General features: G+C 69.0%; 22 protein-coding genes. 15 read left to right on the top strand and 7 right to left on the bottom strand.

Annotated elements, in window-relative coordinates:
* Positions 1-121 precede the first annotated feature (121 nt).
* A complete protein-coding gene (locus ACGFI6_RS38090; RefSeq protein WP_393127512.1) occupies positions 122-1174 on the bottom strand; it encodes a zinc-dependent alcohol dehydrogenase family protein in 1053 nt (350 codons plus the stop codon).
* A gap of 193 nt (positions 1175-1367) precedes the next feature.
* On the opposite strand from ACGFI6_RS38090, the gene ACGFI6_RS38085 reads away from it, so the two are divergent.
* Together ACGFI6_RS38085 and ACGFI6_RS38080 are read left to right on the top strand one after the other, a co-directional pair.
* Complete coding sequence (locus tag ACGFI6_RS38085; protein ID WP_393127511.1) at positions 1368-2258, top strand: ABC transporter ATP-binding protein; 891 nt, start codon at positions 1368-1370, stop codon at positions 2256-2258.
* 5 nt (positions 2259-2263) lie between these two features.
* Positions 2264-3061, top strand: a complete 798-nt coding sequence (locus ACGFI6_RS38080; RefSeq protein WP_393127510.1) for an ABC transporter permease subunit — start codon at positions 2264-2266, stop codon at positions 3059-3061.
* A 35-nt stretch (positions 3062-3096) separates the two neighbouring features.
* Here the strand turns inward: ACGFI6_RS38080 and ACGFI6_RS38075 are convergent, their stop codons facing one another.
* Positions 3097-3588, bottom strand: coding sequence for a DUF2231 domain-containing protein (locus ACGFI6_RS38075; protein WP_393127509.1), 492 nt, complete (start codon positions 3586-3588; stop codon positions 3097-3099).
* 101 nt (positions 3589-3689) lie between these two features.
* Entirely contained in the window at positions 3690-4307 is a 618-nt protein-coding gene (locus ACGFI6_RS38070; protein WP_393127508.1) for a DedA family protein, read from the bottom strand.
* A gap of 127 nt (positions 4308-4434) precedes the next feature.
* On the opposite strand from ACGFI6_RS38070, the gene ACGFI6_RS38065 reads away from it, so the two are divergent.
* A complete protein-coding gene (locus ACGFI6_RS38065) occupies positions 4435-5235 on the top strand; it encodes a sigma 54 modulation/S30EA ribosomal C-terminal domain-containing protein (RefSeq protein ID WP_393127507.1) in 801 nt (266 codons plus the stop codon).
* Here the strand turns inward: ACGFI6_RS38065 and ACGFI6_RS38060 are convergent.
* Positions 5220-6215 (bottom strand): Acg family FMN-binding oxidoreductase, encoded by a 996-nt coding sequence (locus ACGFI6_RS38060; RefSeq protein WP_393127506.1) that lies wholly within the window; start codon positions 6213-6215, stop codon positions 5220-5222. The two genes, ACGFI6_RS38065 and ACGFI6_RS38060, sit on opposite strands and share 16 nt — an antisense overlap.
* Before the next feature lie 175 nt (positions 6216-6390).
* Here ACGFI6_RS38060 and ACGFI6_RS38055 point away from each other — a divergent pair, with 175 nt between their 5' ends.
* A complete protein-coding gene (locus ACGFI6_RS38055) occupies positions 6391-6522 on the top strand; it encodes a hypothetical protein (protein ID WP_393127505.1) in 132 nt (43 codons plus the stop codon).
* Positions 6523-6552: 30 nt separating this feature from the next.
* Here the strand turns inward: ACGFI6_RS38055 and ACGFI6_RS38050 are convergent, their stop codons facing one another.
* The 3 genes from ACGFI6_RS38050 to ACGFI6_RS38040 form a co-directional block, all read right to left on the bottom strand.
* Complete coding sequence (locus ACGFI6_RS38050; RefSeq protein WP_393127504.1) at positions 6553-7233, bottom strand: response regulator; 681 nt, start codon at positions 7231-7233, stop codon at positions 6553-6555.
* A gap of 160 nt (positions 7234-7393) precedes the next feature.
* Positions 7394-8077, bottom strand: a complete 684-nt coding sequence (locus ACGFI6_RS38045; RefSeq protein WP_393127503.1) for a response regulator transcription factor — start codon at positions 8075-8077, stop codon at positions 7394-7396.
* 89 nt (positions 8078-8166) lie between these two features.
* Positions 8167-8871 (bottom strand): prepilin peptidase, encoded by a 705-nt coding sequence (locus ACGFI6_RS38040; RefSeq protein WP_393127502.1) that lies wholly within the window; start codon positions 8869-8871, stop codon positions 8167-8169.
* A 281-nt stretch (positions 8872-9152) separates the two neighbouring features.
* Between ACGFI6_RS38040 and ACGFI6_RS38035 the strand changes: the two genes are divergently transcribed.
* The 11 genes from ACGFI6_RS38035 (at position 9153) to ACGFI6_RS37985 (ending at position 19703) form a co-directional block, all read left to right on the top strand.
* Positions 9153-9338, top strand: a complete 186-nt coding sequence (locus ACGFI6_RS38035; RefSeq protein WP_393127501.1) for a Flp family type IVb pilin — start codon at positions 9153-9155, stop codon at positions 9336-9338.
* 167 nt (positions 9339-9505) lie between these two features.
* Positions 9506-9874 (top strand): TadE/TadG family type IV pilus assembly protein, encoded by a 369-nt coding sequence (locus tag ACGFI6_RS38030; protein WP_393127500.1) that lies wholly within the window; start codon positions 9506-9508, stop codon positions 9872-9874.
* Complete coding sequence (locus tag ACGFI6_RS38025) at positions 9862-10974, top strand: TadE/TadG family type IV pilus assembly protein (protein ID WP_393127499.1); 1113 nt, start codon at positions 9862-9864, stop codon at positions 10972-10974. The genes ACGFI6_RS38030 and ACGFI6_RS38025 overlap by 13 nt, the downstream gene beginning before the upstream one ends.
* Before the next feature lie 25 nt (positions 10975-10999).
* Positions 11000-11812, top strand: coding sequence for a Flp pilus assembly protein CpaB (locus ACGFI6_RS38020; protein WP_393127498.1), 813 nt, complete (start codon positions 11000-11002; stop codon positions 11810-11812).
* A 9-nt stretch (positions 11813-11821) separates the two neighbouring features.
* Positions 11822-13000 (top strand): CpaE family protein, encoded by a 1179-nt coding sequence (locus tag ACGFI6_RS38015; RefSeq protein ID WP_393127497.1) that lies wholly within the window; start codon positions 11822-11824, stop codon positions 12998-13000.
* The gene (locus tag ACGFI6_RS38010) at positions 12997-14406 is read left to right on the top strand and encodes a CpaF family protein (protein ID WP_393127495.1); all 1410 of its coding nucleotides are present in this window, start codon (positions 12997-12999) and stop codon (positions 14404-14406) included. Before ACGFI6_RS38015 ends, ACGFI6_RS38010 begins: the two co-directional genes overlap by 4 nt.
* Positions 14403-16340 carry a VWA domain-containing protein gene (locus ACGFI6_RS38005; protein WP_393127493.1) on the top strand — a complete coding sequence of 646 codons (1938 nt, stop codon included), beginning with the start codon at positions 14403-14405 and terminating at the stop codon, positions 16338-16340. The genes ACGFI6_RS38010 and ACGFI6_RS38005 overlap by 4 nt, the downstream gene beginning before the upstream one ends.
* Before the next feature lies 1 nt (position 16341).
* On the top strand, positions 16342-17256 hold the full coding sequence (locus tag ACGFI6_RS38000; RefSeq protein WP_393127491.1) for a type II secretion system F family protein: 915 nt from the start codon (positions 16342-16344) through the stop codon (positions 17254-17256).
* Between the two features lie 5 nt (positions 17257-17261).
* Positions 17262-17906: a methyltransferase family protein gene (locus ACGFI6_RS37995; RefSeq protein ID WP_393127489.1), complete on the top strand. Its 645-nt coding sequence runs from the start codon at positions 17262-17264 to the stop codon at positions 17904-17906.
* Positions 17907-18032: 126 nt separating this feature from the next.
* The gene (locus tag ACGFI6_RS37990; RefSeq protein ID WP_393127487.1) at positions 18033-18497 is read left to right on the top strand and encodes a hypothetical protein; all 465 of its coding nucleotides are present in this window, start codon (positions 18033-18035) and stop codon (positions 18495-18497) included.
* An 81-nt stretch (positions 18498-18578) separates the two neighbouring features.
* Positions 18579-19703 (top strand): hypothetical protein, encoded by a 1125-nt coding sequence (locus tag ACGFI6_RS37985; RefSeq protein ID WP_393127485.1) that lies wholly within the window; start codon positions 18579-18581, stop codon positions 19701-19703.
* Positions 19704-19705: the final 2 nt, after the last annotated feature.

Here is a 19705-nt window from a genome sequence, read left to right as displayed (position 1 = left end):
CCGACGATTCCCCCCCCCCCCCGCCCCCCCCCCCCGCCCGCCCCCTCCCCGGGTTCTGTCGGGGGCCCCCCCACGCGCGGGGGCCCCCCACTGTGGGGGGGCCCCCGCGGCTCTCCGTCTGCTACTCGACTCCCTTGTCGCCGAACAGCGCGACCTTCAGCGCACCGGTCGTGGCCGGGTCGGAGAACACGTCGTACGCGTCCTGCATCTCGTCCAGCCCGAAACGGTGCGTGATCAGGCCCGGCAGCTGCAACCGGCCGGCCGCGAGCATCGACAACAGCCGCGGCGTCGAGAACGTGTCGACGAGACCGGTCGTGATGGTCACGTTCTTGATCCACAGGTCCTCGAGGTGCAGCGTCGCCGGCGCACCGTGGACACCGACGTTCGCGACCGTACCGCCAGGGCGAACTACCTGCGTACACAGCTCGAACGTGGCCGGTACGCCGACCGCCTCGATCGCGACGTCTGCGCCGAGTCCACCAGTCAGCTCGCGGATCTTCACCACGACGTCCTCGTCCGGGCCGAGCGCCAGGTCAGCTCCCCGCTCCAGCGCGGCCTTGCGCCGCGAGTCGGCCGCGTCGACCACGACCACGTGCGACGGCGTGAACAGCTTGCTCGTCGCCAGCGCCGCCAAACCGATCGGGCCGGCGCCGACGATCACCACGGTGTCACCGGGCGACACCTTGCCGTTCAGTACGCCGACCTCGTACGACGTCGGCAGGATGTCGGCCAGCAGGACGGCCTCCTCGTTGGTGACGTTGTCCGGCAGTTTGTACACCGACCGGTCCGCGAACGGGACCCGCACCAACTCCGCCTGAGTGCCGTCGATCAGGTGACCGAGGATCCAGCCACCGCCACCGAGGCACTGACCGTAATGACCTTGCCGACAGTACTCGCACCTGCCGCACGCCGTGATGCACGAGATCAGCACCCGATCGCCGGCCGCTACACCGCGCACACCGGTACCGACTTCGGTGATCGTGCCGACTGCCTCGTGGCCGAGGATCCGCCCCGGCTGGACCGTCGGCACATCGCCCTTCAGGATGTGCAGATCAGTACCACAGATCGTCACCGCGTCGACGCGAACGATCGCGTCCTCGGGATCCTGGACCACCGGATCCGGCACCTCGCGCCAGCTCCGCTGCCCCGGACCGTTGTACACCAATGCCTTCATCACGAACCTCCCTGAACGAGACTTCCCACCCTCGACACTGACCCGCCCGGCCACCCGCCACAGCGGCCGAACCGCACTCTTCGGCGGGACCTTCGGCCCTGCACACGGTGCCTTCCCACGGTTTGACTGGAGCTGCAGGACGAGCCCCAGGAGGTGCCACGTCCATCCGTCGTTCACCGTCAGGAGCGCTTCCATGGACACCGTCATCAAGACGCGCGGGCTGACCAAGCGCTTCGGCCACCGGACCGCACTCGACAAGCTGGACCTCGACATCCCGGCCGGCGCGATCGTCGGGTACCTCGGGCCGAACGGGGCCGGCAAGACCACCACGATCCGCCTGCTCGCCGGGCTCGTCCGCCCGACCTCGGGGTCCGCGATCGTGTTCGGGTTCGACGCCGCCGATCAGTACGACGCACTGCAACGGCGCATCGGCTACCTGCCGGGCGATTTCGTGGCCTATCCCGACCTCACCGGAGCGCAGTACCTGGAGTACTTCGCGCATCTGTACGGCGGCGTCGACCGAGAGCGCATCAAGCTGCTCGCGAAGCGGTTCGACCTGGACCTCGGCGTACGCATCGGTGCGTTGTCGCGCGGCAACCGGCAGAAGGTCGGGATCGTGCAGGCGTTCATGCACGAGCCGGATCTGTTGCTCCTCGACGAACCGACGTCCGGCCTCGATCCGCTGATGCAGCGGGAGTTCCGGGCGCTGCTCCGCGAGACCCGTGACGCCGGCCGGACCGTGTTCCTGTCCTCCCACGTGCTGTCCGAAGTCGAAGCCGTGGCCGACACCGTCGCGATCCTCCGCGCCGGTCGCCTGGTCACGCTCCAGTCGGTGCAGGCCCTGAAGGACCGGGCCCGGCGGCGTCTCGATCTGACATTCGCGGACACACCGCCGGCCGCCCGGATGCACGCCGTACCGGGCGTCGTGGAGGTGACCGTCGACGGGCACACTGCCCGTGTCACGGTCACCGGGTCGACCGCCGAGCTGATCAGGGCGGTAGCGCCGTTCGACGTGACCAACGTGCTCAGCCACGAGGCCGATCTCGAGGCGGCGTTCCTGGACTACTACGACGGCCAGAGGTGAGATCCATGTTCCGCAACGTCTTCCTGAAGTCGCTGTACGACGCCCGCCGCGGGCTGGTCGGGTGGTCGATCGCGATCGCCGTCCTCGTGCTGCTGGAGTGCGCTCTGTGGCCGTCCGTCCGGGACATGCCGGACCTCCAGCAGCTGTCCCAGTCGTTCCCCGAGGAGCTGCGAAAGTTCTTCGACCTGGACGCGATGACGACCGGGAACGGCTTCCTGAACGCCGAGCTGTTCACGCTGATGCTGCCCGGGCTCTTCCTCGTCTACAGCATCGGTCACGGCGCCCGTACGCTCGCCGGTGAGGAAGAACGCGGCACTCTGGAACTGCTGCTGGTCACCCCCGTCTCCGGCTCCCGGATCGTTCTCGACAAGGCCCTCGCGCTGGCGGTCTCGGTCGTTGCCCTGGGCACGGTCCTCTTCGCGGCCGCCAGCATCGGCAGTCTGATCTTCGGTCTGGGGATCTCCGCAGCGTCAGCGGCGAGCGGTGCCCTTGCGATGGCGTTGCTCGGTCTCGAGTACGGCGTCCTCGCACTCACCATCGGCGCCGTCACCGGCCGCCGCACCACCGCCATCGGCCTCGCCGCGGCGGCCGCAGCGGCCGCGTACGTCGTGTACGCCGCCGGGCTGATCCTGCCCCGTTTCGAATCCTGGCAGCCCTACTCCCCCATTCACCAGGCCTTCCAGAACGGCCCCCTCGGCGCCGGCCTCCAACTCAGCTACTTGTGGCTCGTCGCCGGCGCGGTCGTCCTGACCGTCTTCGCCCTACCTGCGCTGGACGGGCGCGACATCTCGACCGCCCACTGACCATCCCCACCCTGCGCCGCCGCCATGAGGGTCCGTCAGTGGTGTGCGGCCCAGTTGTTCCAGCTTGCCTTCGCGCCGGAGTCGCCGATGCGTACGACGTCGTACACGGCCGCGGCCGAGACCACGACGGCGACAACCGTCAGCGTTGCCGTGAGGGCGCGTGAGGCGGGCGCCAGAAAGGTGCGCTTGGCTGGTGTTCGTCCGGTGCTCTCGCGCTGTCGCCACCACACCACGACTGCCAGCACGGCGACCGCGATCGCCGCGTAGATGGCCGTGTCGCCGAGCTCGGTGTGTCGTCGGATCAGCGGATCGGGTGTCAGCCGACTCTCCAACCACTCGCCGGCACTCGTCGTGATCGGCACCAGTACGACCACCAGCACCGACAGGATCGCGTTCGGCCCGGCGAGCCGGCGCCTCGCTGCCGGCCACAGCGCGGTCAGCGCCAGCAGGGCCGCGCAGAGCGGTAGGAGAACGACGATGGCATGCACGAGGAGCACGTGGGCGGGGAGCCCGTTGACTGTCTGCATCACTTTCCCTCAGTCGGACCGGTTCGGAACGCCCAGGCTTGCAGCCCGATCTTGGGGAATTCTTGGAACGCCTCAGCCCGCCGACCTCCCGCACCGCACGATCACCCGCGATGCTGCCGGTGCCGCTGACGACGTACCACCACGAACGCGACGACCGTCCCGACGAACCCGGCCAGAAGCAGACCGCTCACCAGCCCGAGCCGTTGCTCGAGGGCCTTGTACGACGCACCGGCCAAATAGCCACCGCCGGCCACCAGGACGGCCCAGATCAGGCCGCCGATGACGTTCGCGACGGTGAAGTGCGTTCGCCGCATGCGGCTCATGCCCGCGATGCCCGGCACCAGTGCCCGGAAGGCCGCGGTCCAGCGGCCGAGGACGACAGCGACAGCGCCGCGCCGCCGGATCAGTGCGAGGGTGCGTTCGATCCGCTCCGGGTGGCGCAGTCTGCCCGGCAGCCGTCCGAGGAGGGCTGGACCGTACCGTCGCCCGACGACGAACCCCACCTGGTCACCCGCCACTGCACCGATCGCGGCCGCCACCATGACGACCCACAGTTGCAGCGCGCCGGCATGTGCGATCACGCCGCCGATGATGACCGCCGTCTCACCGGGCACGACCAGGCCCAGGAAGGTCGAGGCCTCGAGGGCCGGGAGCAGGCAGACGGCCGCGAGAACGAGCCAGGTGGGCAGATTCGCCAGCCAGTCGAAGACCGCGTTCATATCCTGACTCTCCTCCGATCAGTCAGCTCTGACCAGGGACCATCGGCCCTGTTGCGGGGTCCAGGAGACCTGCCCCGGAATCGGCGTTCATGTGCGACTCTGAAGAGGCGAACTTCCGGGGGGGAAGATGAGTGGAGAGAACAACGCTGCCGTGCCACTGCGAGTGCCGGCCGCGATTCCGGTCAGTACGGCAGGGATTCTGCCAACCGATGCCGTGGCGGTGATCCGGGACCATCTGGCGCCGATCCTGGGGCCCTGGGCAACGAGCAGCAGGGTACGGCTCACCCGGCTGCCGGAGCCCGGCCTGCTCCGGCCATTGCTCGCGCAGGTCGACGTACAGCTCAGCGCGGGCCGCCGGGTACGCGCTCAGGTCTCCGCCGCAACCATGTCGGAGGTCGTCGGCCTGCTCGCGGGACGACTCATCGGACAGCTGACTCTGTACCCCGACGCGCTCGCCGAGTGCCTCAGGCAACGAGCCGGCGCATTACCGCCTCCCACGCCTCCAGAGCTGCATCCGCCCACGGTGCGCCGCGTCGTCCGGCGCAAGGTCGGCCAGCCGGCAACGCTCCCGGTCACCGAGGCGATCGCGATCCTCGAGGCCATGGACTACCGATTCCATCTCTTCCGGGAGAAGTACAGCCACGAGGAGAGCATCGTGATCCGGGCCGGCGCCGGCCGGTACCGGATCCTCCAGGCACGACCGAACCCGATCGGCCTCGAGATCACCGCACCACCGATCGCGCTCGCAGCGCTGCGGCGTAGCAGCCTCGTGAACGCGAAGGCGCGCCTCGACCTCACCGGCGCGGCGTTCGACGTCTTCACGGACCAGCAGACAGGTCGTTTACAAGCCCTGTACGCAAGATACGACGGCCACTACGGCCTGCTCGCCTCGACCGTCACGGTCCGGAGCGCTCACGGAACATCGTGATCGAACACGTCGTCGCCCGCGCCGGGTGTCGGCTCCTGCAGCAGTACGTCGGCGGCCGGCCGGCGCGGTGTCGGTGGGACCTGCCCGCCGTACCCGAACCGGATCACCACCTGTGGCCGCTGCCACGGGCCGAGCGGATCGTTGATCTCACCCCGCAGCTCCTCGTGCTCGATCGCCTGGTTCAGGAGTGAGGTCGCCACACCACGCGCCGTTGCCTCCAGCAACACGTGCTCCAGCGCCTGCCCGGCCCGCAACCACTCGATCGGTCCGTCGTAGCGAGTGGCCAGTACCGCGAACTGCGGATCCCGCTCGAAATCGGCGACGGGCCTGCCCGCGTCGGCCTCGGTCGCAGCCATCTCCCGCACGACCGGGTCGCCACCGGCAACCCGGGAGCCCAGCGCGCTCGACGGGATGCCGTCGACCGCCCGATCGCCGCCGACCCAGTGCCGCCGCTCGGCCGTCCGGGCCGCGTCCTCGTCGTCCGCCGTCATCGCCTCATTCGTTGCTATCCGCAACCACCAGCGTCGGGTCGGCTTGTCGATCCACTGCAGTACGGCGCCTTCGACCCGCGCGCACAGGTCGAGCTCGACCCGGAGCTGCGGCGGCAACTGCTCGTCGCTGAACGGCTCCCGATTCGTCCGGCGCTGCGTCAGGTACGGCGCGAGCGCGGCCATCGATGCGACCGCCGGTCCGTCGAACTCCACGACCGCGACCAGGTCGGGCCGTCGCTGATCGACCAGATACCGCACCTGCGACCCCATCCCCCGGGCTGCGGCTGCGACCCGCAGGTTGAAGATCGCCGCGCCCAGCGACACGAACAACATCCGCCGCGACGGGTCCTCAGCCGGCAACTCGCGATCCCGATCGCGGTAGACCTCCACCGTCCAACCCACGAACCGGAACCGCCACGGCTGCGTGTTGTGCATCGACGGGGCAACCACCGCCGCCTGCAGCAACGCCTCCCGATCAGCGTCCGTCATCATCATCACCATCACAGCCCCTGCACGTTCGACTCGACGGGTCCTTGCCCTTCGAGCGAACTCCTGCCGGCCGTTCACCCATAGGGCCGTCCGGTCCACCCGATGCAGGGCCTTCTGCCCTGCCGGGCCGGCGCGGTCAGGCGTGTGCTGGAGCTGTATGCGAAGGGAGCCAGCCATGACAAGGTCCGGTACGGACACCGAGAAGGTCCCCTGGTGGGGCCTGCTGTTGCGGATCGTGATCCGCGTGATCGCGATCGCGGTGATCAGCGTCTTCGCGGTCCTGACCGTCACGCTACTGCTGCGGTGATCCACCGGCCCACGGCCGCCCGCTGAGGGTTCAGGCCGAGACGCTGAGCTCCGGCTGGAGCAGGCCCAGTCGCATCGCGGTCATGATGGCGTTGGCGCGGTTCGTGGCGCCCAGCTTCTCGTACAGGCGGGACACGTAGGTCTTTGCGGTCGACAGGCTGACGAACATCGTGGCGGCGATCGCCGGTACCGACATGCCGGTGGCGAGCAGCGAGAGGACCTCGAGTTCACGCGGGCTGAGCGTCGCGCACGACGGCCCGTCAGCTACCTGCCTGGTGAGGACAGGCTGTCCGCGGCGTGCGAGTGCCGGTCCGAGGCCGGTCGCCGTGAAGGACGCTGCCGCCACCGCCGCGTGCCGGATCGCCCCGAGGACCTCGGGATTCGGGGCGGTCTTGCCTACGAACGCGGACACGCCCGTCTCCAGCGCCCGGAACAGCACGCCGTCCCCGGACTGGCCGGTGAGTACGACGATGCCGAGGTCGGAGTACCGGTCCCTGAGCTCGCGGGCCAAGTCGAGGCCGTCGGCGTCGGGCAGTGCAACGTCCAGGATCACGACGTTCGGCCGGACGGACGCGACCAGCGCCGGCGCCTCGGCCGCGAGACCGCACTCGCCGACGACCGTGATCTCGGCATCGGCGCTGACCAGCCTCGTCAGTCCGTATCTGGTTAGGGTGTGGCCGTCGACGACGACCACGGTGATCGAGTTCTGCATGATGGTTCCCCCCGTGACACTCTCCTGCGACTGCGGCTGGAGATGGATCCAATGTCACCTTCTGTAGCGACAATCGGCGCTCACCTACAGTCCGTTACGGATTTCGATCAGGTGCTTTTCGCCGAAATAGTTGAGCACTTGGTTACCCAGTTGCCGCCGGTCACGCAGTCGGCTGGTGCGACCGGATCAGGCCGTAGCACAGTCCGAGCATCAGCGCCTGGGCCCGGTTCGTCGCGCCGAGTTTCTCGTACAGCCGGGCGACGTAGGTCTTGGCGGTGGAGTGGCTGACGTACAAGGCAGCACCGATCGCGGCGACCGGCAAGCCCCGGGCGAGCATCTGCAGTACCTCGGTCTCGCGCGGACTCAACGACACTGTGGGGCCGGCCGTCGGCCGGTCCTCGCCCGGCATCGCGGCGGATGCACGCCGGCGGGCGATGGCAGGTCCCAGACCGCTGGCGATGAACGAACCGGCTGCGACTGCCGCGTGCCGGATCGCCGCCAGGACCTCGGCCGCGGGCGCGATCTTCGGAACGAACGCCGACACACCGGCGTCCAGTGCACGGAACAGGACGTCGTCCTGCCCGTCCGAGGTCAGCAGGACAACCCCGAGGCCCGGGTGCCGATCGAGCAGGTCCCGCGCGACGCGGAGACCGTCGCCGTCCGGCAGCGCTGTGTCGAGCACGATCACGTCGGCGCCGGCCTCGGCGACCGTGGCGAGCGCCTCGGCGGCCAGGGCCGCCTCCCCGACGACCTCCAGGTCCGGCTGTCCGGCCACCAGGCCGAGCAGCCCGAAACGCGTAAGCGTGTGACCGTCGACGACGACGATCCTGATCTGATTACTCATAGTTGCTCCCCCGGTGTCGCCGTTACATTAGGTAACAGCGACACCGGGGGAACAGGGACTTTCGGCCCTAGTACGGCGGGACGGAGGCCTCACGCGGTGGCGAGGACGGCCAGCAGCGCTCCGCCGAGCATGAAGGGGCCGAAGCTGATCGCCTGCTGGAGCGTGACCCGGCGGGTGATCAGCAGCGCCGCACCGACCAGGCCCATGATCACGAAGCCGAGCGCCGCTCCGGCGAGCAGAGTCGGCCAGCCCAGCCAGCCGAGCGCGATCCCGAGCCCGCCGGCAAGTTTGACGTCCCCCCCGCCGAGCTGCCCACGCCCGGCGATTGCCAGCACCAAGTAGCACCCACCGAGAACGAGGCCGCCCAGTACGGCGCGAAGCCACCTGTCCGGATGACTGTCGAGCAACGCGGCGAGCCCGAACAACCCGATCAGCCCCGGGTACAGCGGCATGGTCAACCGGTTCGGCAGCCGTTGGACCGAGAGGTCGACGGCAGCCAGGGCGACACCGAGCACGCCGATGAAGGCGTACGGGGCCGCTTCAGGCAGGCCGGCGAACCGCCCCAGCAGGAGTGCGACCACGGCCGCGGTCACCAGTTCGAGGACGAGCGGGACGCCGTACCAGCCACGGCACTGCCGACAACGGACCATGAGCTGACCCGGCAACGGCGCCGCGCAGCGTGCGCAGCTCGTGCGTGTTCCCGACGGCAGCGACAGCCGGAAGACCGTGCCGCGGAGCAGGAGTCCGGCGACGAAGCCGATGATGCCTCCGGCAACCATCCAGGTGAGATGCATGCCGGTCAAGGTACGGCGCGGCCGGCACGCACCGGAACGACCGCGACGGACAACTGGCCGAACGCGAACGGATGCTGACCGATCGCCCGACCTGTCGGTCGCTCGACCGACACGGTGTCGGCCGATCGCTGTCGTGTCCACCGAGCGGTGCGGTGTTGCTGGCCGATCGGCCGCTACCGGACCGGGCCTGCGAAACCACACCGTAGCGGTACCGATCGGCAGATCGCCGGTCGATCGATCGGACGGGTCTTTCGGACCTGCCCCAGAAGAAGGAGCTCCAGATGCTCATCCAGCTGCTCAGCTACGTACAGACCGCCATCGAGCGGACGCGCCGCGACGAGCGTGGCGCCACCATGATCGAGTACGGCCTGCTGGCCGCGCTGATCGCCGTCGTCGTGGTCCCCGCCCTGCTGATCCTCGGCCCGGCCGTCGCCAAGTTGTTCACCGACGTCGCGGCCCACCTCTGACAGGTCGGATCACCAACCGGGGAGAACTCATGGATCCGAGACAAGGCAGCCGCGGCGGGGAAACTCACCACGGCCGGGGATCGCACCACCGGCGCGCGGCACGGGTACGCCGCCTGCTGCCGCGCTCGCTCCATGGGCGCAGCGGCGCGGACCGCGGCGCAGCCGCTGTGGAGTTCGCGCTGCTGCTCCCCCTGATGCTGCTGATCGTGCTGGGCATCGTCGACTTCGGACGGATGCTGAACGCCCAACAGACCTTGACGAACGCAGCACGCGAAGGTTCGCGGCTGGTCGCCTTCGGCCAGCCGGATGTGGTCGGCCGGACGCAGGCGGCCGCGACCGGGCTGAGCCCGGTCAACGTGTCGATCCAGTCGTCCTGTCCGGTCAATGCCGGACCGATCGCCAACGGCAGCGTGCAAACCAGTTACACCTTCCAGTTCTCGCCGGGACTGGGTTATCTCGTCGGCATTTTCGGTGGTAACGGCCTCAGCGGCCAGACCACGCTGGCCGCCGTAGGAGTCATGCCATGCGAAACCTGATCCCATCGTTCCTGCGCGTGGTGATGCGCCGGCTCGGCGCCGACGACCGCGGTGCCTTCGGCATTCTGGTCGGCACCCTGCTCGGCACCGGCGTACTGCTCGGCATGGCGGCCCTGACCGTCGACGTCGGACAGCTGTACCAGGAACGCGCCGAGCTGCAGAACGGCGCCGACTCCGGCGCAGTCGCCGTCGCGAAAAGCTGCGTCACAGGCCAGGCCTGCGTACCCGACAGGGCGGCCAACTACGCGAACCTCAACGCCAAGGACGGCGCGTCCGCCGTGACTCTGGTCTGCGGCTCCGGCCCCAACAGCGGCCTGTCCGGATGCCCGGGATCGAGCGGAACATCGGTCGACTGCCCGAGCGCGCCCACGTCCGCGACGAACTACGTCGACGTTCACACCGCGACCCGGACGGCCGGCGGCTCGTCGCTGTTGCCGCCGGTGTTCGCCCGTACGTTGACCGGAAACGCCGGCTACCAAGGCTCGACGGTCCTCGCCTGCGCCCGCGCCGTCTGGGGCCCAGCCGTCAAGGTCTCCCAGTCGATCGCGATGACCCTGTCGTTGTGCGCCTGGAATCGAGCGACCGGCGGCAGCTCACCGCCCACCTTCGGCAACGAGGTCGTCATCTTCGTGCGCGACGCCCCCAACGCGCCTACGTGCGCCGGTCTGAGCGCCCCCGGGGAGTTCGGCTGGCTGGCCGACAGTGGCGGATGCAGCGCCGCGATCGACGTCACGCAGAGCGGTCCGGTCGCCGGCACCGACCCCGGCAAGAACATCTCCAAGGCATGCCAGGACATCTTGACGTCGTACGTCGCCAGCGGGCAACCGATCTTCATCCCGATCTTCGACACCACCACAGGAACCGGCAGCGGCGCGACGTACCACATGGTCGGTCTCGCGGCGTTCGTGCTGACCGGCTACGCGAACATGAATCCGCTCAAGGACGTCATTCCGGCGCCGTACACCAAGGCTGATTGCCCGAACGGCCAGACCACGCCGTCCTGCATCTTCGGTCATTTCACGCAGGCCTTGGTGCCTGCTTCCACCACCGTCGGCTCCGGCACGTACTTCGGTGCCGCGATCGTCAAACTCGCCGGCTGATACCGCCAGCAGAGGAGAGAGAACCATGAAACGTCGAGTTCTGACCATTGTGCTGGCGGTCGCGCTGGCCGTCCTCGGGACCGCAGCTGTGCTCGTCTACGTCGATCGCGCGGATGCCCGCGCGGTGGCCGGGCAGCAGGCGGTGACCGTCCTCGTCGTCGGTAAGGCGATTCCGTCGGGCACTGCAGCCCGCGACGCCAAGGCCTCACTGCACCAGGAGACGCTGCCTGCCTCCTCGGTGTCGGCCGACGCGCTCACGGAGATCACGCCGGCCCAAGAGGCGCTCGTCACCGCGTCCGATCTCAGCCCCGGTCAGTTGCTGCTCAAGTCGATGCTCGTGACCACGGCACAGGCCACGAGCGGACTGATGATCCCCGAGGGCCAGGTCGCTGTCAGCATCACGTTCTGCAGCGCGGAGATGGTGGCCGGCAATGTGAAGGCCGGATCGGATGTCGCCGTCTTCGGTACGGTCGTTGCCACCAGCAACAGTGATGCCAGCGGCCAGCCGAACTGCACCGGCCAGCACAAGCAGCAGGGCAAGGGCATCAACAAGACCGCGGTGGTGATCCCGAAGGTCCGGGTCCTCACGGTCGGCCCGGCGGCGTCCCAGAACGACTCCAAGGCCGGCAACGGCGCGTTGTCGCAAGGCGCCGGGTCGGCACAGAACGACATGACGCTCGTGACGTTCGCCGCAAGCCAGCTCGACGCCCAGCGGCTGATCCAGCTGTCCCAGACCTCGCTGCCGTACCTGACGCTGCTCGGCCCGTCCACCCAGGTCAAGGTCCAGGACCACGACGAGCCGCTGTTCCCGGTGGCCCCGACATCCAAGAAGAAGTGAGGCACTGCGATGACCATCCTCTGCCAACCGGCCACCGCGCCGGACGACGACCTGGTCCCGGACCTCGGCGGAAGCGTCAAGTCGGTCGATGACCTCAATGCTGCACTCCGGGCCCTGAACGACGACCCCGCCGAGGACCTGGTGGTGGTCGGCCCCAGCGTCGACACGGACACCGCGCTGCGCTTCGCTGCACAATTGCGGTTCGACCGGCCGGTCGCCGGCGTGATCCTGGTCCGCGACGTCGTGGACGTCACGCTGCTCACGGAGGCGCTCCGGGCCGGCGTACGCGAGGTGGTCGCCGCGGGCGACACCGTCGCGCTGCTCGCCGCATGTGAACGTTCGCGGGTGTTGTCGGACCGGGCGCGGGCCGACCTGCGGTCCCACGACGAGCCCGAACCTACCCGGCAGGGCAAGGTCGTCACTGTGTTCTCCGCCAAGGGCGGTTGCGGCAAGACGACCCTCGCCATCAACCTGGCCGCCGCGCTGGCTGCTGCTCATGGCGAACGAGTCTGCCTCGTGGACCTCGATCTCGCCTTCGGGGACGTCGCGATCAGCGTGCAACTGGATCCGGTACGGACGATCAGCGACGCGTTGCCGATGGCCGGTCACCTCGACACGACCGGTGCAGCCTCGTTGCTGACGCCGTACCGGCCGGGGCTGGACATGTTGCTCGCCCCGATCGCGCCGGGTGACGCGGAGAAGATTCCCGCCGCACTGGTCGGCGAGCTACTGACAGTGCTGCGCGGGATGTACGACTTCGTCGTCGTCGACACGCCGGCACAGTTCAGCGAGCACGTACTGACCGCCATGGACGTCTCCGATCACCACGTCCTGCTGACCACGCCGGACACGCCGGCGCTGAAGAACCTGCGGCTGACGATCGACATGCTGGACCTGCTGTCGTACTCGCGCGACATCCGGTCGGTGCTGGTCAACCGCTCGGACTCGAAGGTCGGTCTGTCGACCGCCGACGTCGAACGCGTGGTGCGGAGCCCGCTCAACGGTCAGGTGCCGTCCAGCCGGAACGTCCCGATCTCCATCAACAAGGGCGTTCCGATCGTGATCGGCACCCCGACCCATCCGGTCAGCCAGGCCATCACTCGCTTCGCCAACGACCGGCTGCTGAGCCGCCCGGTCGCTGTCAGGACCCGGGCGTTCGCCCGCCGTGGCGCAGGGAGGCGGTCATGAATCTCTCGGAACGTCTCGCCCAGAAGGCACATTCGGGCGACGCAGCGCAGACAGGGCAGGCAGCATCCACGAACCCCTCCGGGGCGCACGCGAGCACCGACGTACCGCGGCGTGCCGCGCGGAATGCTGATCCGTTCGCCGGCGTGAAACGCAGCGTGCACCAGGGGCTGCTCGAAAGCCTCGGCCCCAAGTTGTACGACGCTCATCTCGATCAGCGCGTACTGGAGCAGCAGGTCACGCGGACGCTGCAGGCCGTACTGCAACGTGACGACACCCCGATGACGGTGTCCGACCGGGCGCGCGTCGCGCAGGAGGTGGCCGACGAGATCCTCGGCCACGGCCCGCTCGAACCATACCTGCGCGATGCCGGCGTCTCCGAGATCATGGTCAACGGCCACGACCAGATCTACGTCGAACGCGAAGGACGACTGCAACCGGTCGACGCGGCGTTCACCGACGAGAGCCACCTACGGCGCACGATCGACAAGATCGTGTCCCGAATCGGCCGCCGCGTCGACGACGCCAGCCCGATGGTGGACGCCCGGCTGCCCGACGGCAGCCGGGTGAACGCCGTCGTACCGCCGATCGCGCTGGACGGGTCGCTGCTCACGATCCGGAAGTTCGCCGCCGACCCGTTCACGGTCGAGGACCTGATCTCGTTCGGCACGCTGACCCAACCGGTCGCGGAGCTGCTCCGGGCGTGCGTCCGCGGCCGGCTGAACATCCTGATCGGCGGCGGCACCGGCTCCGGCAAGACCACGACCTTGAACGTCCTGTCGTCGTTCCTGCCCGACGACGAGCGCATCGTCACCATCGAGGACGCGGCCGAACTGCAACTGCGGCAGGAGCACGTGCTGCGGCTGGAGGCCCGCCCCGCGAACGTCGAGAAGCGCGGCGAGATCGCGATCCGGGACCTGGTCCGCAACACCCTGCGGATGCGGCCCGACCGGATCATCATCGGCGAGGTCCGCGATGGCGCCGCGCTGGACATGTTGCAGGCAATGAACACCGGTCACGACGGCTCGATCACGACCGTGCACTCGAACGCGCCGCGCGACTCGCTCGCGCGGCTGGAGACGATGGTGCTGATGGGCGGCGTCGAGCTGCCGCAGCGCGCGATCCGCGAGCAGATGGCTTCGGCGATCGACCTGATCGTGCACCAGAGCCGGCTCAAGGACGGGACCCGGCGGATCACCCATATCACCGAGGTGGCCGGTATGGAGGGCGACGTCGTCACGCTCCAGGATCTGTTCCAGTTCGACTTCCACGCGGGCGTCGACGAGCGGGGCTGGTTCCGAGGCACGCTGCGATCGACCGGTCTGCGTCCGGCCTTCCTCGACCGTCTCTCCGACCGCGGGATCCGGCTCCCGCAGCGCCTGTTCGGCCTGGAAGAGGCCCACCGATGAGGAGCCGGCGGCAGCTCGTGGGCGCCGTACTGGCTGCCGCGGCCGCGACGCTTGCCATGTTTCCGGGGATCGCGTCCGCGGACGGAACTCCGACGGCCCGCATCGATTCGGTCCAGGTCCGTGCGGGTCACGCCGACTTCGTCCTGACGACCGCCAACGTGTCCGGCAGGTTGGACGCGAAGACGGTGCGCGTACTGGCCGACCAGACGCAACTGCCGGCTCAGGTGACGCCGGTGAGCAGCTCGGCAGCGACAGCTGCTCCACCGCGCGCGGTGATCATTGTGCTGGACACCAGCGGCTCGATGGCTGCCTCGGGGATTGCCGCGGCACGCCAAGCCGCGCTCAACTACCTGGCCAGCCTGCCTGATGACGTTCAGGCCGGCCTACTCACGTTCTCCGACCGGCCGCGGTTGCTGGTCCGGCCAACGACGAACCGCGTAGTTGTTCGCACCGCGTTGGCGCAGACGCAGCCCGCCGGAGCGACCGCCTTGTACGACGCGGTGCAGGCCGCCGTCGCGACCCTCGACGCTGCCCGGCTCGGGCCTTCGGCGCAGCGCCGGCTGGTCGTACTGTCGGACGGCGTCGACACGTCCAGCAAGGCAAGCCTCGTTGGGGTTACCCGACAACTGGCAGCGGAGCATGTCCCGACCGACGTCGTCGCGTTCCGGTACGGGGCGGGCGACGCGGCAGCAGTACAGCAGATCGCTGCGGCCTCCGGCGGCCGGACCCTGAGCGCGCAGAGCGCGGCGAGCCTGACCGCGGCCTTCGCGGCTGCGGCCCGCAATTTCTCTGCCCGCGCCAAGGTCGAGGTCACCGTGCCGGACGCACTCGCCGGCCGGACCGTCACGTTGCTCGTCTCGATCGGCTCGGTCACCGCCAAGGCTCCGCTGACCTTCGCCACGGTTGCGCGGCCGGCGCCCCCGGTCGCACCGCCGCCGGTCCTTCCGCACCGATCCATCTGGACCTGGCAACTCATCACGTTGCTGGCCGGGGTCTTCCTGATGCTGGTGCTCGGCGTCGTCCTGCTTCGTTGGCAAGGAGCGCGTGAAGACGCCACGCAGCGGTTGATCCGGCAGCTCGGCCGGTACGGAGCTCGTCACGGTGAGCACCCGCCGGGCGAGGACGCGGGCGCCGTCGAGCAGACCGGCGCTGTCGGACTGGTCGGCCAGGTCCTGCGCTCCAGCGGCGCCGAACAGGGACTCGCCAAGCGGCTCGACCTGGCCGATCTGAAACGCGGGCCTGCCGAATGGGTGTCGTTGGTGTTGTGCGCGGGCGCAGCGCTGGGCGTCATGCTGATGCTCCTGTCGGTCAACCGGCTGCTCAGCCTGCCGATCGGACTCATCGCCGCCTGGATTGCGCAGCACGTTCTGGTCAGCGTCCGGATCAGTCGCCGCCGGGCAACCTTCGGCGAGCAGCTTCCAGACGTACTGCAACTTGTGGTCGGGTCGCTGCGCTCCGGGTTCTCACTCCCCCAGGCTGTCGACGCCGTGGTCCGCGACGGCACGCAACCGGCCGCCGGTGAGTTCTCGCGCGCCCTGGCCGAGACCAGGATCGGTGTCGATCTCGAGGACGGCCTCAACCACGTCGCGGACCGGATGCGCTGCGACGACCTGCGCTGGGTGGTGATGGCCACCCGGATCCAGCGGGAGGTCGGCGGCAACCTGGCCGAGGTACTCACCAACACCGTCGACACCATGCGCGAACGCGCGCAGACGCACCGCCAGGTACGGGCGCTGAGCGCCGAAGGCCGGCTCTCCGGCTACATCATCGTCGGCCTGCCGATCGTGCTCGGCGTCTGGCTGACGGTGAGCAAACCGCAGTACATGAGCCCGCTGTTCACCACCCCGCTTGGCCTGGTGATGGTCGCGGGCGCGGTCGGTCTCATCGTCCTGGGCGGATTCTGGATCCGCGCACTGATCAAGGTGGAGGCCTGAAATGACTCCGATCGTGCTCCTGATCGTCGGCGTTGCCGCGCTCGGCACCGGCATCGCCCTCGCTGTCATCGGGCTGAGCGCGCGTCCTGCGGACACCGGGGTGGCCCGGGCACTCGCGGCGATCGACACCCGCTACTCGCAGAGCGCTCCGACCGCAGTCAAGGCTGAACGAGACCCGTTCGCTGTGTTGCCGAGCTGGATCCGGGCGCTCGCCGTACGTCTGTCGCCCTCCGGGATCACGGCAACGCTGCAGCGCCGGCTCGATCTCGCAGGTAATCTGTCCGGGTGGACGCCCGACCGGGTGCTGGCGGCGAAAGGTCTCGGGTTGTTCCTGCTCGGTGGGCTCGGCGGCCTGTACGGGCTGCGGACCATCGGTCTCCTCGTCGTGGGGACAGCGGTGGCGGCAGCCATCGGGTTCTTCCTGCCCGACGTCCTGCTGTACAACGCCGGCCTCAAACGTCAGGAGAAGATCCAGAAGGCGTTGCCCGACGCGCTCGACATGCTGACGGTCTGCGTCGAGGCCGGTCTCGGGTTCGACGCGGCGCTGGCGCAGGTCGCGCGGAACACCCGCGGCGCGCTCGCCGCGGAGCTCGCCCGCGTGCTGCAGGAGATGCAGATCGGCAAGTCCCGTGCGCAGGCACTGCGGGCGCTCACCGGCCGGACCACGGTGCCCGAGCTGCGGTCCTTCGTGTCCGCGCTCGTGCAGGCCGGCGAGCTCGGCATCACGATCGCCGACGTACTGCGCGAACAGGCGAAGGAGATGCGCATGCGGCGCCGGCAACGCGCCGAGGAGAAGGCGCAGAAGGTCCCGGTGAAGATCCTCTTCCCGCTGGTGTTCTGCCTGTTCCCCTCGATGTTCGTCGTCATCATCGGCCCGGGCGTGATCAGCATCGTGCACGTCTTCTTCGGAAAGTAGCGATGATGGCGCTCCTCGATCCGGTGAAGACCCGGGTGGATGTCGGCCGGCTGGTCATGGTCCCGTGCGCGACGCTCATGCTGTGCGCCGACGCGTTGGTACTGGCGCAGTCGTCCGGCACCGGCGCCCTGCGCTGGGTCGGGGACGTCATGGTCATGACGTTCTACGCACTGATCATCTGGGCCTACCTACGGCGTGAGCCCGCGAAGGCGACCAGCACGTCGTACGCCGCGCACACGGCTGCGGTCACCGCGACGCTGCTTCCGTTCACCCTGCCCTTGCTGGCTGGTGGGCCGCCCGGCGCCGGGCAGGAGCTGGTCGCCGACGCGCTCCTGGTCGTCGGCTCCGTGTGGTCGATCTGGTCGTTACGCAGCCTGGGCAAGAACTTGTCGGTGATCGCCCAGGCTCGCGACGTTGTCGAGCACGGCCCGTACCGATGGGTTCGGCATCCCTTGTACAGCGGGGAAATCGTCTCTTCGCTCGGTGTCCTCGTCGCCGCGGGCAGTCCGGCTGCCGTGGGCGTCTGGATCCTGCTCGTCGCGCTCCAGGTGTACCGCGCCCTCCGCGAGGAACACGTACTCCTCGGGACACTCCCTGCGTACGCCGACTACCGCACTCGTACTGCCGCGCTGCTCCCCGGCGTCATCTGACAGCCGCGCCGGATTTCACCGATCGGCCGACAAAGTCTGGCCGTTCAGCCGACAGCGCCCGGGTCCCGCTCCTGACAACCTTCCTGACAGACGGCCCCGCCGGGGTCGCGGGGAGAGGAAACCGCCATGCACCGCAAGAAGAAGATCATCATCGCCGCCGCAGCCACCCTCGTCATCGGCGCCGGTTCGGCGTTCGCGTACTGGAGCACCAACGGCTCGGGCAGCGGCACCGGCGCCACCTCCGCCGGCGCGAGCAACCTGACGATCACGCAGACCAGCACGATCGCGAACATGTTCCCCGGTGACACTGCGCAGACGATCAGCGGAACCGTGAAGAACAACGCCACCAACACGGCGTACGTGAACAGCGTGACCGTGAGCATCGCCTCTGTGACGAAGGCGGCCGGAGCGACCGGTACCTGCGACGCCACGGACTACACGCTGGCCGACCCGTTGATGCCAGTCGGCACGGACATCGATGCGGGCGCCACCGCGCCCTTCACCGGCGCGACGCTGAAGTTCAACAACAAGGCCACCAGCCAGGACGGCTGCAAGGGCGCGACGGTCAACCTGTCGTACGCCAGCAACTAGCTCGTCGCCGCGGTTTCCCAGGTCTGGGCGAGGTCGTCTGCCTCGCCCGGACCGGGACCGCAACATCCTGGGAGGAGAACCATGCGAGGCACGCGCAGCGGCCCGTTCCGGGTGGCCAGGTCCCTGGTCGCCGGACTGTGCCTCCTGCTTGCCCTGGCGGGTCTGTCGTACGCAGCCCAGCCGGCCAAGCCCGGCCTCACGCTGGGCACCTCGCCGGCCAGTCAGTCGGTGACACGCGGTCAGACCGCGACGTACACCATCAGCGTGACGTCCGTCGGAGGGTTCAACGGCGCGGTCGCGTTCAGCGCCACCGGCGTACCGGGAGGCGCGTCAGCGTCGTTCAGCCCGTCGTCGGCCACACTCAGCTCCGGCAGTACGGCGAGTACGACGCTGACCGTGCGGACCTCCGCCACCACGCCGACCGGATCGGCGCCGATCACAGTTCAGGCGAGCGGCACGAAGGTGAGTGCCACGATCACCATCGGATTGGTCGTGAGCGCTCCGCTGTCGAGCTCGCTGTCGCTGAGTGCCACGCCCGCGTCCATCACCCAGGCGCCCGGATCGATCGCGGTGTTCGCCGTGCAGCTCGCCCGTACGAACCTTCCAGGACCTGTCGCCCTCGCCGTTCTCGGCGGCCTGCCATCTGGCGCGAGCGCCGCGTACACGCCCAATCCGGTCACCGGCAACTCCTCGAGCCTGCAGATCACCACGCCGGCCACGGTCGCCGATGGCAACTACACGGTTTCACTGGTTGCTAGCGGCAAGGACCCGGACGGTGTGCTGCGCTTCGCGTACCTGACCGTCTCGGTCGTTGTGCAGAGCAACGGAAAGGACTTCGCGATCAGCGGCAGCCTGACCGGTCTGCTGTCACCGGGCGCCTCGCGGCCGCTCGACCTCACGCTGACCAACCCGAACAAGAAGCCGATTTCAGTGACGAATCTGACCGTCGCGCTGGCCTCGGTCACGCGGACGCCGGCTGCGGTGGCCCAGGGCCGCCCGTGCGGACCGGCGGATTACCGCATCACGCAGTACGCAGGAAGTTATCCGCTGACTGTCCCTGGCAACGCCAGTGCGGCGCTGTCCGGCTTGCACGTCCCGCAGTCGGCCTGGCCGCAGGTGACGATGACCGACACGGCATCGAACCAGGACGGCTGCAAGGGCGCCACAGTCACGTTCGCGTACTCCGGCGCGGGACAGGGGAACTGATC

Source organism: Kribbella sp. NPDC048928 (assembly GCF_043197975.1).
In the GTDB taxonomy this organism is placed as follows: domain Bacteria; phylum Actinomycetota; class Actinomycetes; order Propionibacteriales; family Kribbellaceae; genus Kribbella.
This window is presented reverse-complemented; position numbering and strand designations above follow the sequence as displayed.

Excerpts from the sequence above, each read along its gene's own strand:
- ACGFI6_RS38090 (WP_393127512.1), bottom strand. The coding sequence starts at position 1,174 with ATGAAGGCATTGGTGTACAACGGTCCGGGGCAGCGGAGCTGGCGCGAG.
- ACGFI6_RS38085 (WP_393127511.1), top strand. The coding sequence starts at position 1,368 with ATGGACACCGTCATCAAGACGCGCGGGCTGACCAAGCGCTTCGGCCAC.
- ACGFI6_RS38080 (WP_393127510.1), top strand. The coding sequence starts at position 2,264 with ATGTTCCGCAACGTCTTCCTGAAGTCGCTGTACGACGCCCGCCGCGGG.
- ACGFI6_RS38075 (WP_393127509.1), bottom strand. The coding sequence starts at position 3,588 with ATGCAGACAGTCAACGGGCTCCCCGCCCACGTGCTCCTCGTGCATGCC.
- ACGFI6_RS38070 (WP_393127508.1), bottom strand. The coding sequence starts at position 4,307 with ATGAACGCGGTCTTCGACTGGCTGGCGAATCTGCCCACCTGGCTCGTT.
- ACGFI6_RS38065 (WP_393127507.1), top strand. The coding sequence starts at position 4,435 with ATGAGTGGAGAGAACAACGCTGCCGTGCCACTGCGAGTGCCGGCCGCG.
- ACGFI6_RS38060 (WP_393127506.1), bottom strand. The coding sequence starts at position 6,215 with ATGACGGACGCTGATCGGGAGGCGTTGCTGCAGGCGGCGGTGGTTGCC.
- ACGFI6_RS38055 (WP_393127505.1), top strand. The coding sequence starts at position 6,391 with ATGACAAGGTCCGGTACGGACACCGAGAAGGTCCCCTGGTGGGGCCTG.
- ACGFI6_RS38050 (WP_393127504.1), bottom strand. The coding sequence starts at position 7,233 with ATGCAGAACTCGATCACCGTGGTCGTCGTCGACGGCCACACCCTAACC.
- ACGFI6_RS38045 (WP_393127503.1), bottom strand. The coding sequence starts at position 8,077 with ATGAGTAATCAGATCAGGATCGTCGTCGTCGACGGTCACACGCTTACG.
- ACGFI6_RS38040 (WP_393127502.1), bottom strand. The coding sequence starts at position 8,871 with ATGCATCTCACCTGGATGGTTGCCGGAGGCATCATCGGCTTCGTCGCC.
- ACGFI6_RS38035 (WP_393127501.1), top strand. The coding sequence starts at position 9,153 with ATGCTCATCCAGCTGCTCAGCTACGTACAGACCGCCATCGAGCGGACG.
- ACGFI6_RS38025 (WP_393127499.1), top strand. The coding sequence starts at position 9,862 with ATGCGAAACCTGATCCCATCGTTCCTGCGCGTGGTGATGCGCCGGCTC.
- ACGFI6_RS38020 (WP_393127498.1), top strand. The coding sequence starts at position 11,000 with ATGAAACGTCGAGTTCTGACCATTGTGCTGGCGGTCGCGCTGGCCGTC.
- ACGFI6_RS38015 (WP_393127497.1), top strand. The coding sequence starts at position 11,822 with ATGACCATCCTCTGCCAACCGGCCACCGCGCCGGACGACGACCTGGTC.
- ACGFI6_RS38010 (WP_393127495.1), top strand. The coding sequence starts at position 12,997 with ATGAATCTCTCGGAACGTCTCGCCCAGAAGGCACATTCGGGCGACGCA.
- ACGFI6_RS38005 (WP_393127493.1), top strand. The coding sequence starts at position 14,403 with ATGAGGAGCCGGCGGCAGCTCGTGGGCGCCGTACTGGCTGCCGCGGCC.
- ACGFI6_RS38000 (WP_393127491.1), top strand. The coding sequence starts at position 16,342 with ATGACTCCGATCGTGCTCCTGATCGTCGGCGTTGCCGCGCTCGGCACC.
- ACGFI6_RS37995 (WP_393127489.1), top strand. The coding sequence starts at position 17,262 with ATGGCGCTCCTCGATCCGGTGAAGACCCGGGTGGATGTCGGCCGGCTG.
- ACGFI6_RS37990 (WP_393127487.1), top strand. The coding sequence starts at position 18,033 with ATGCACCGCAAGAAGAAGATCATCATCGCCGCCGCAGCCACCCTCGTC.
- ACGFI6_RS37985 (WP_393127485.1), top strand. The coding sequence starts at position 18,579 with ATGCGAGGCACGCGCAGCGGCCCGTTCCGGGTGGCCAGGTCCCTGGTC.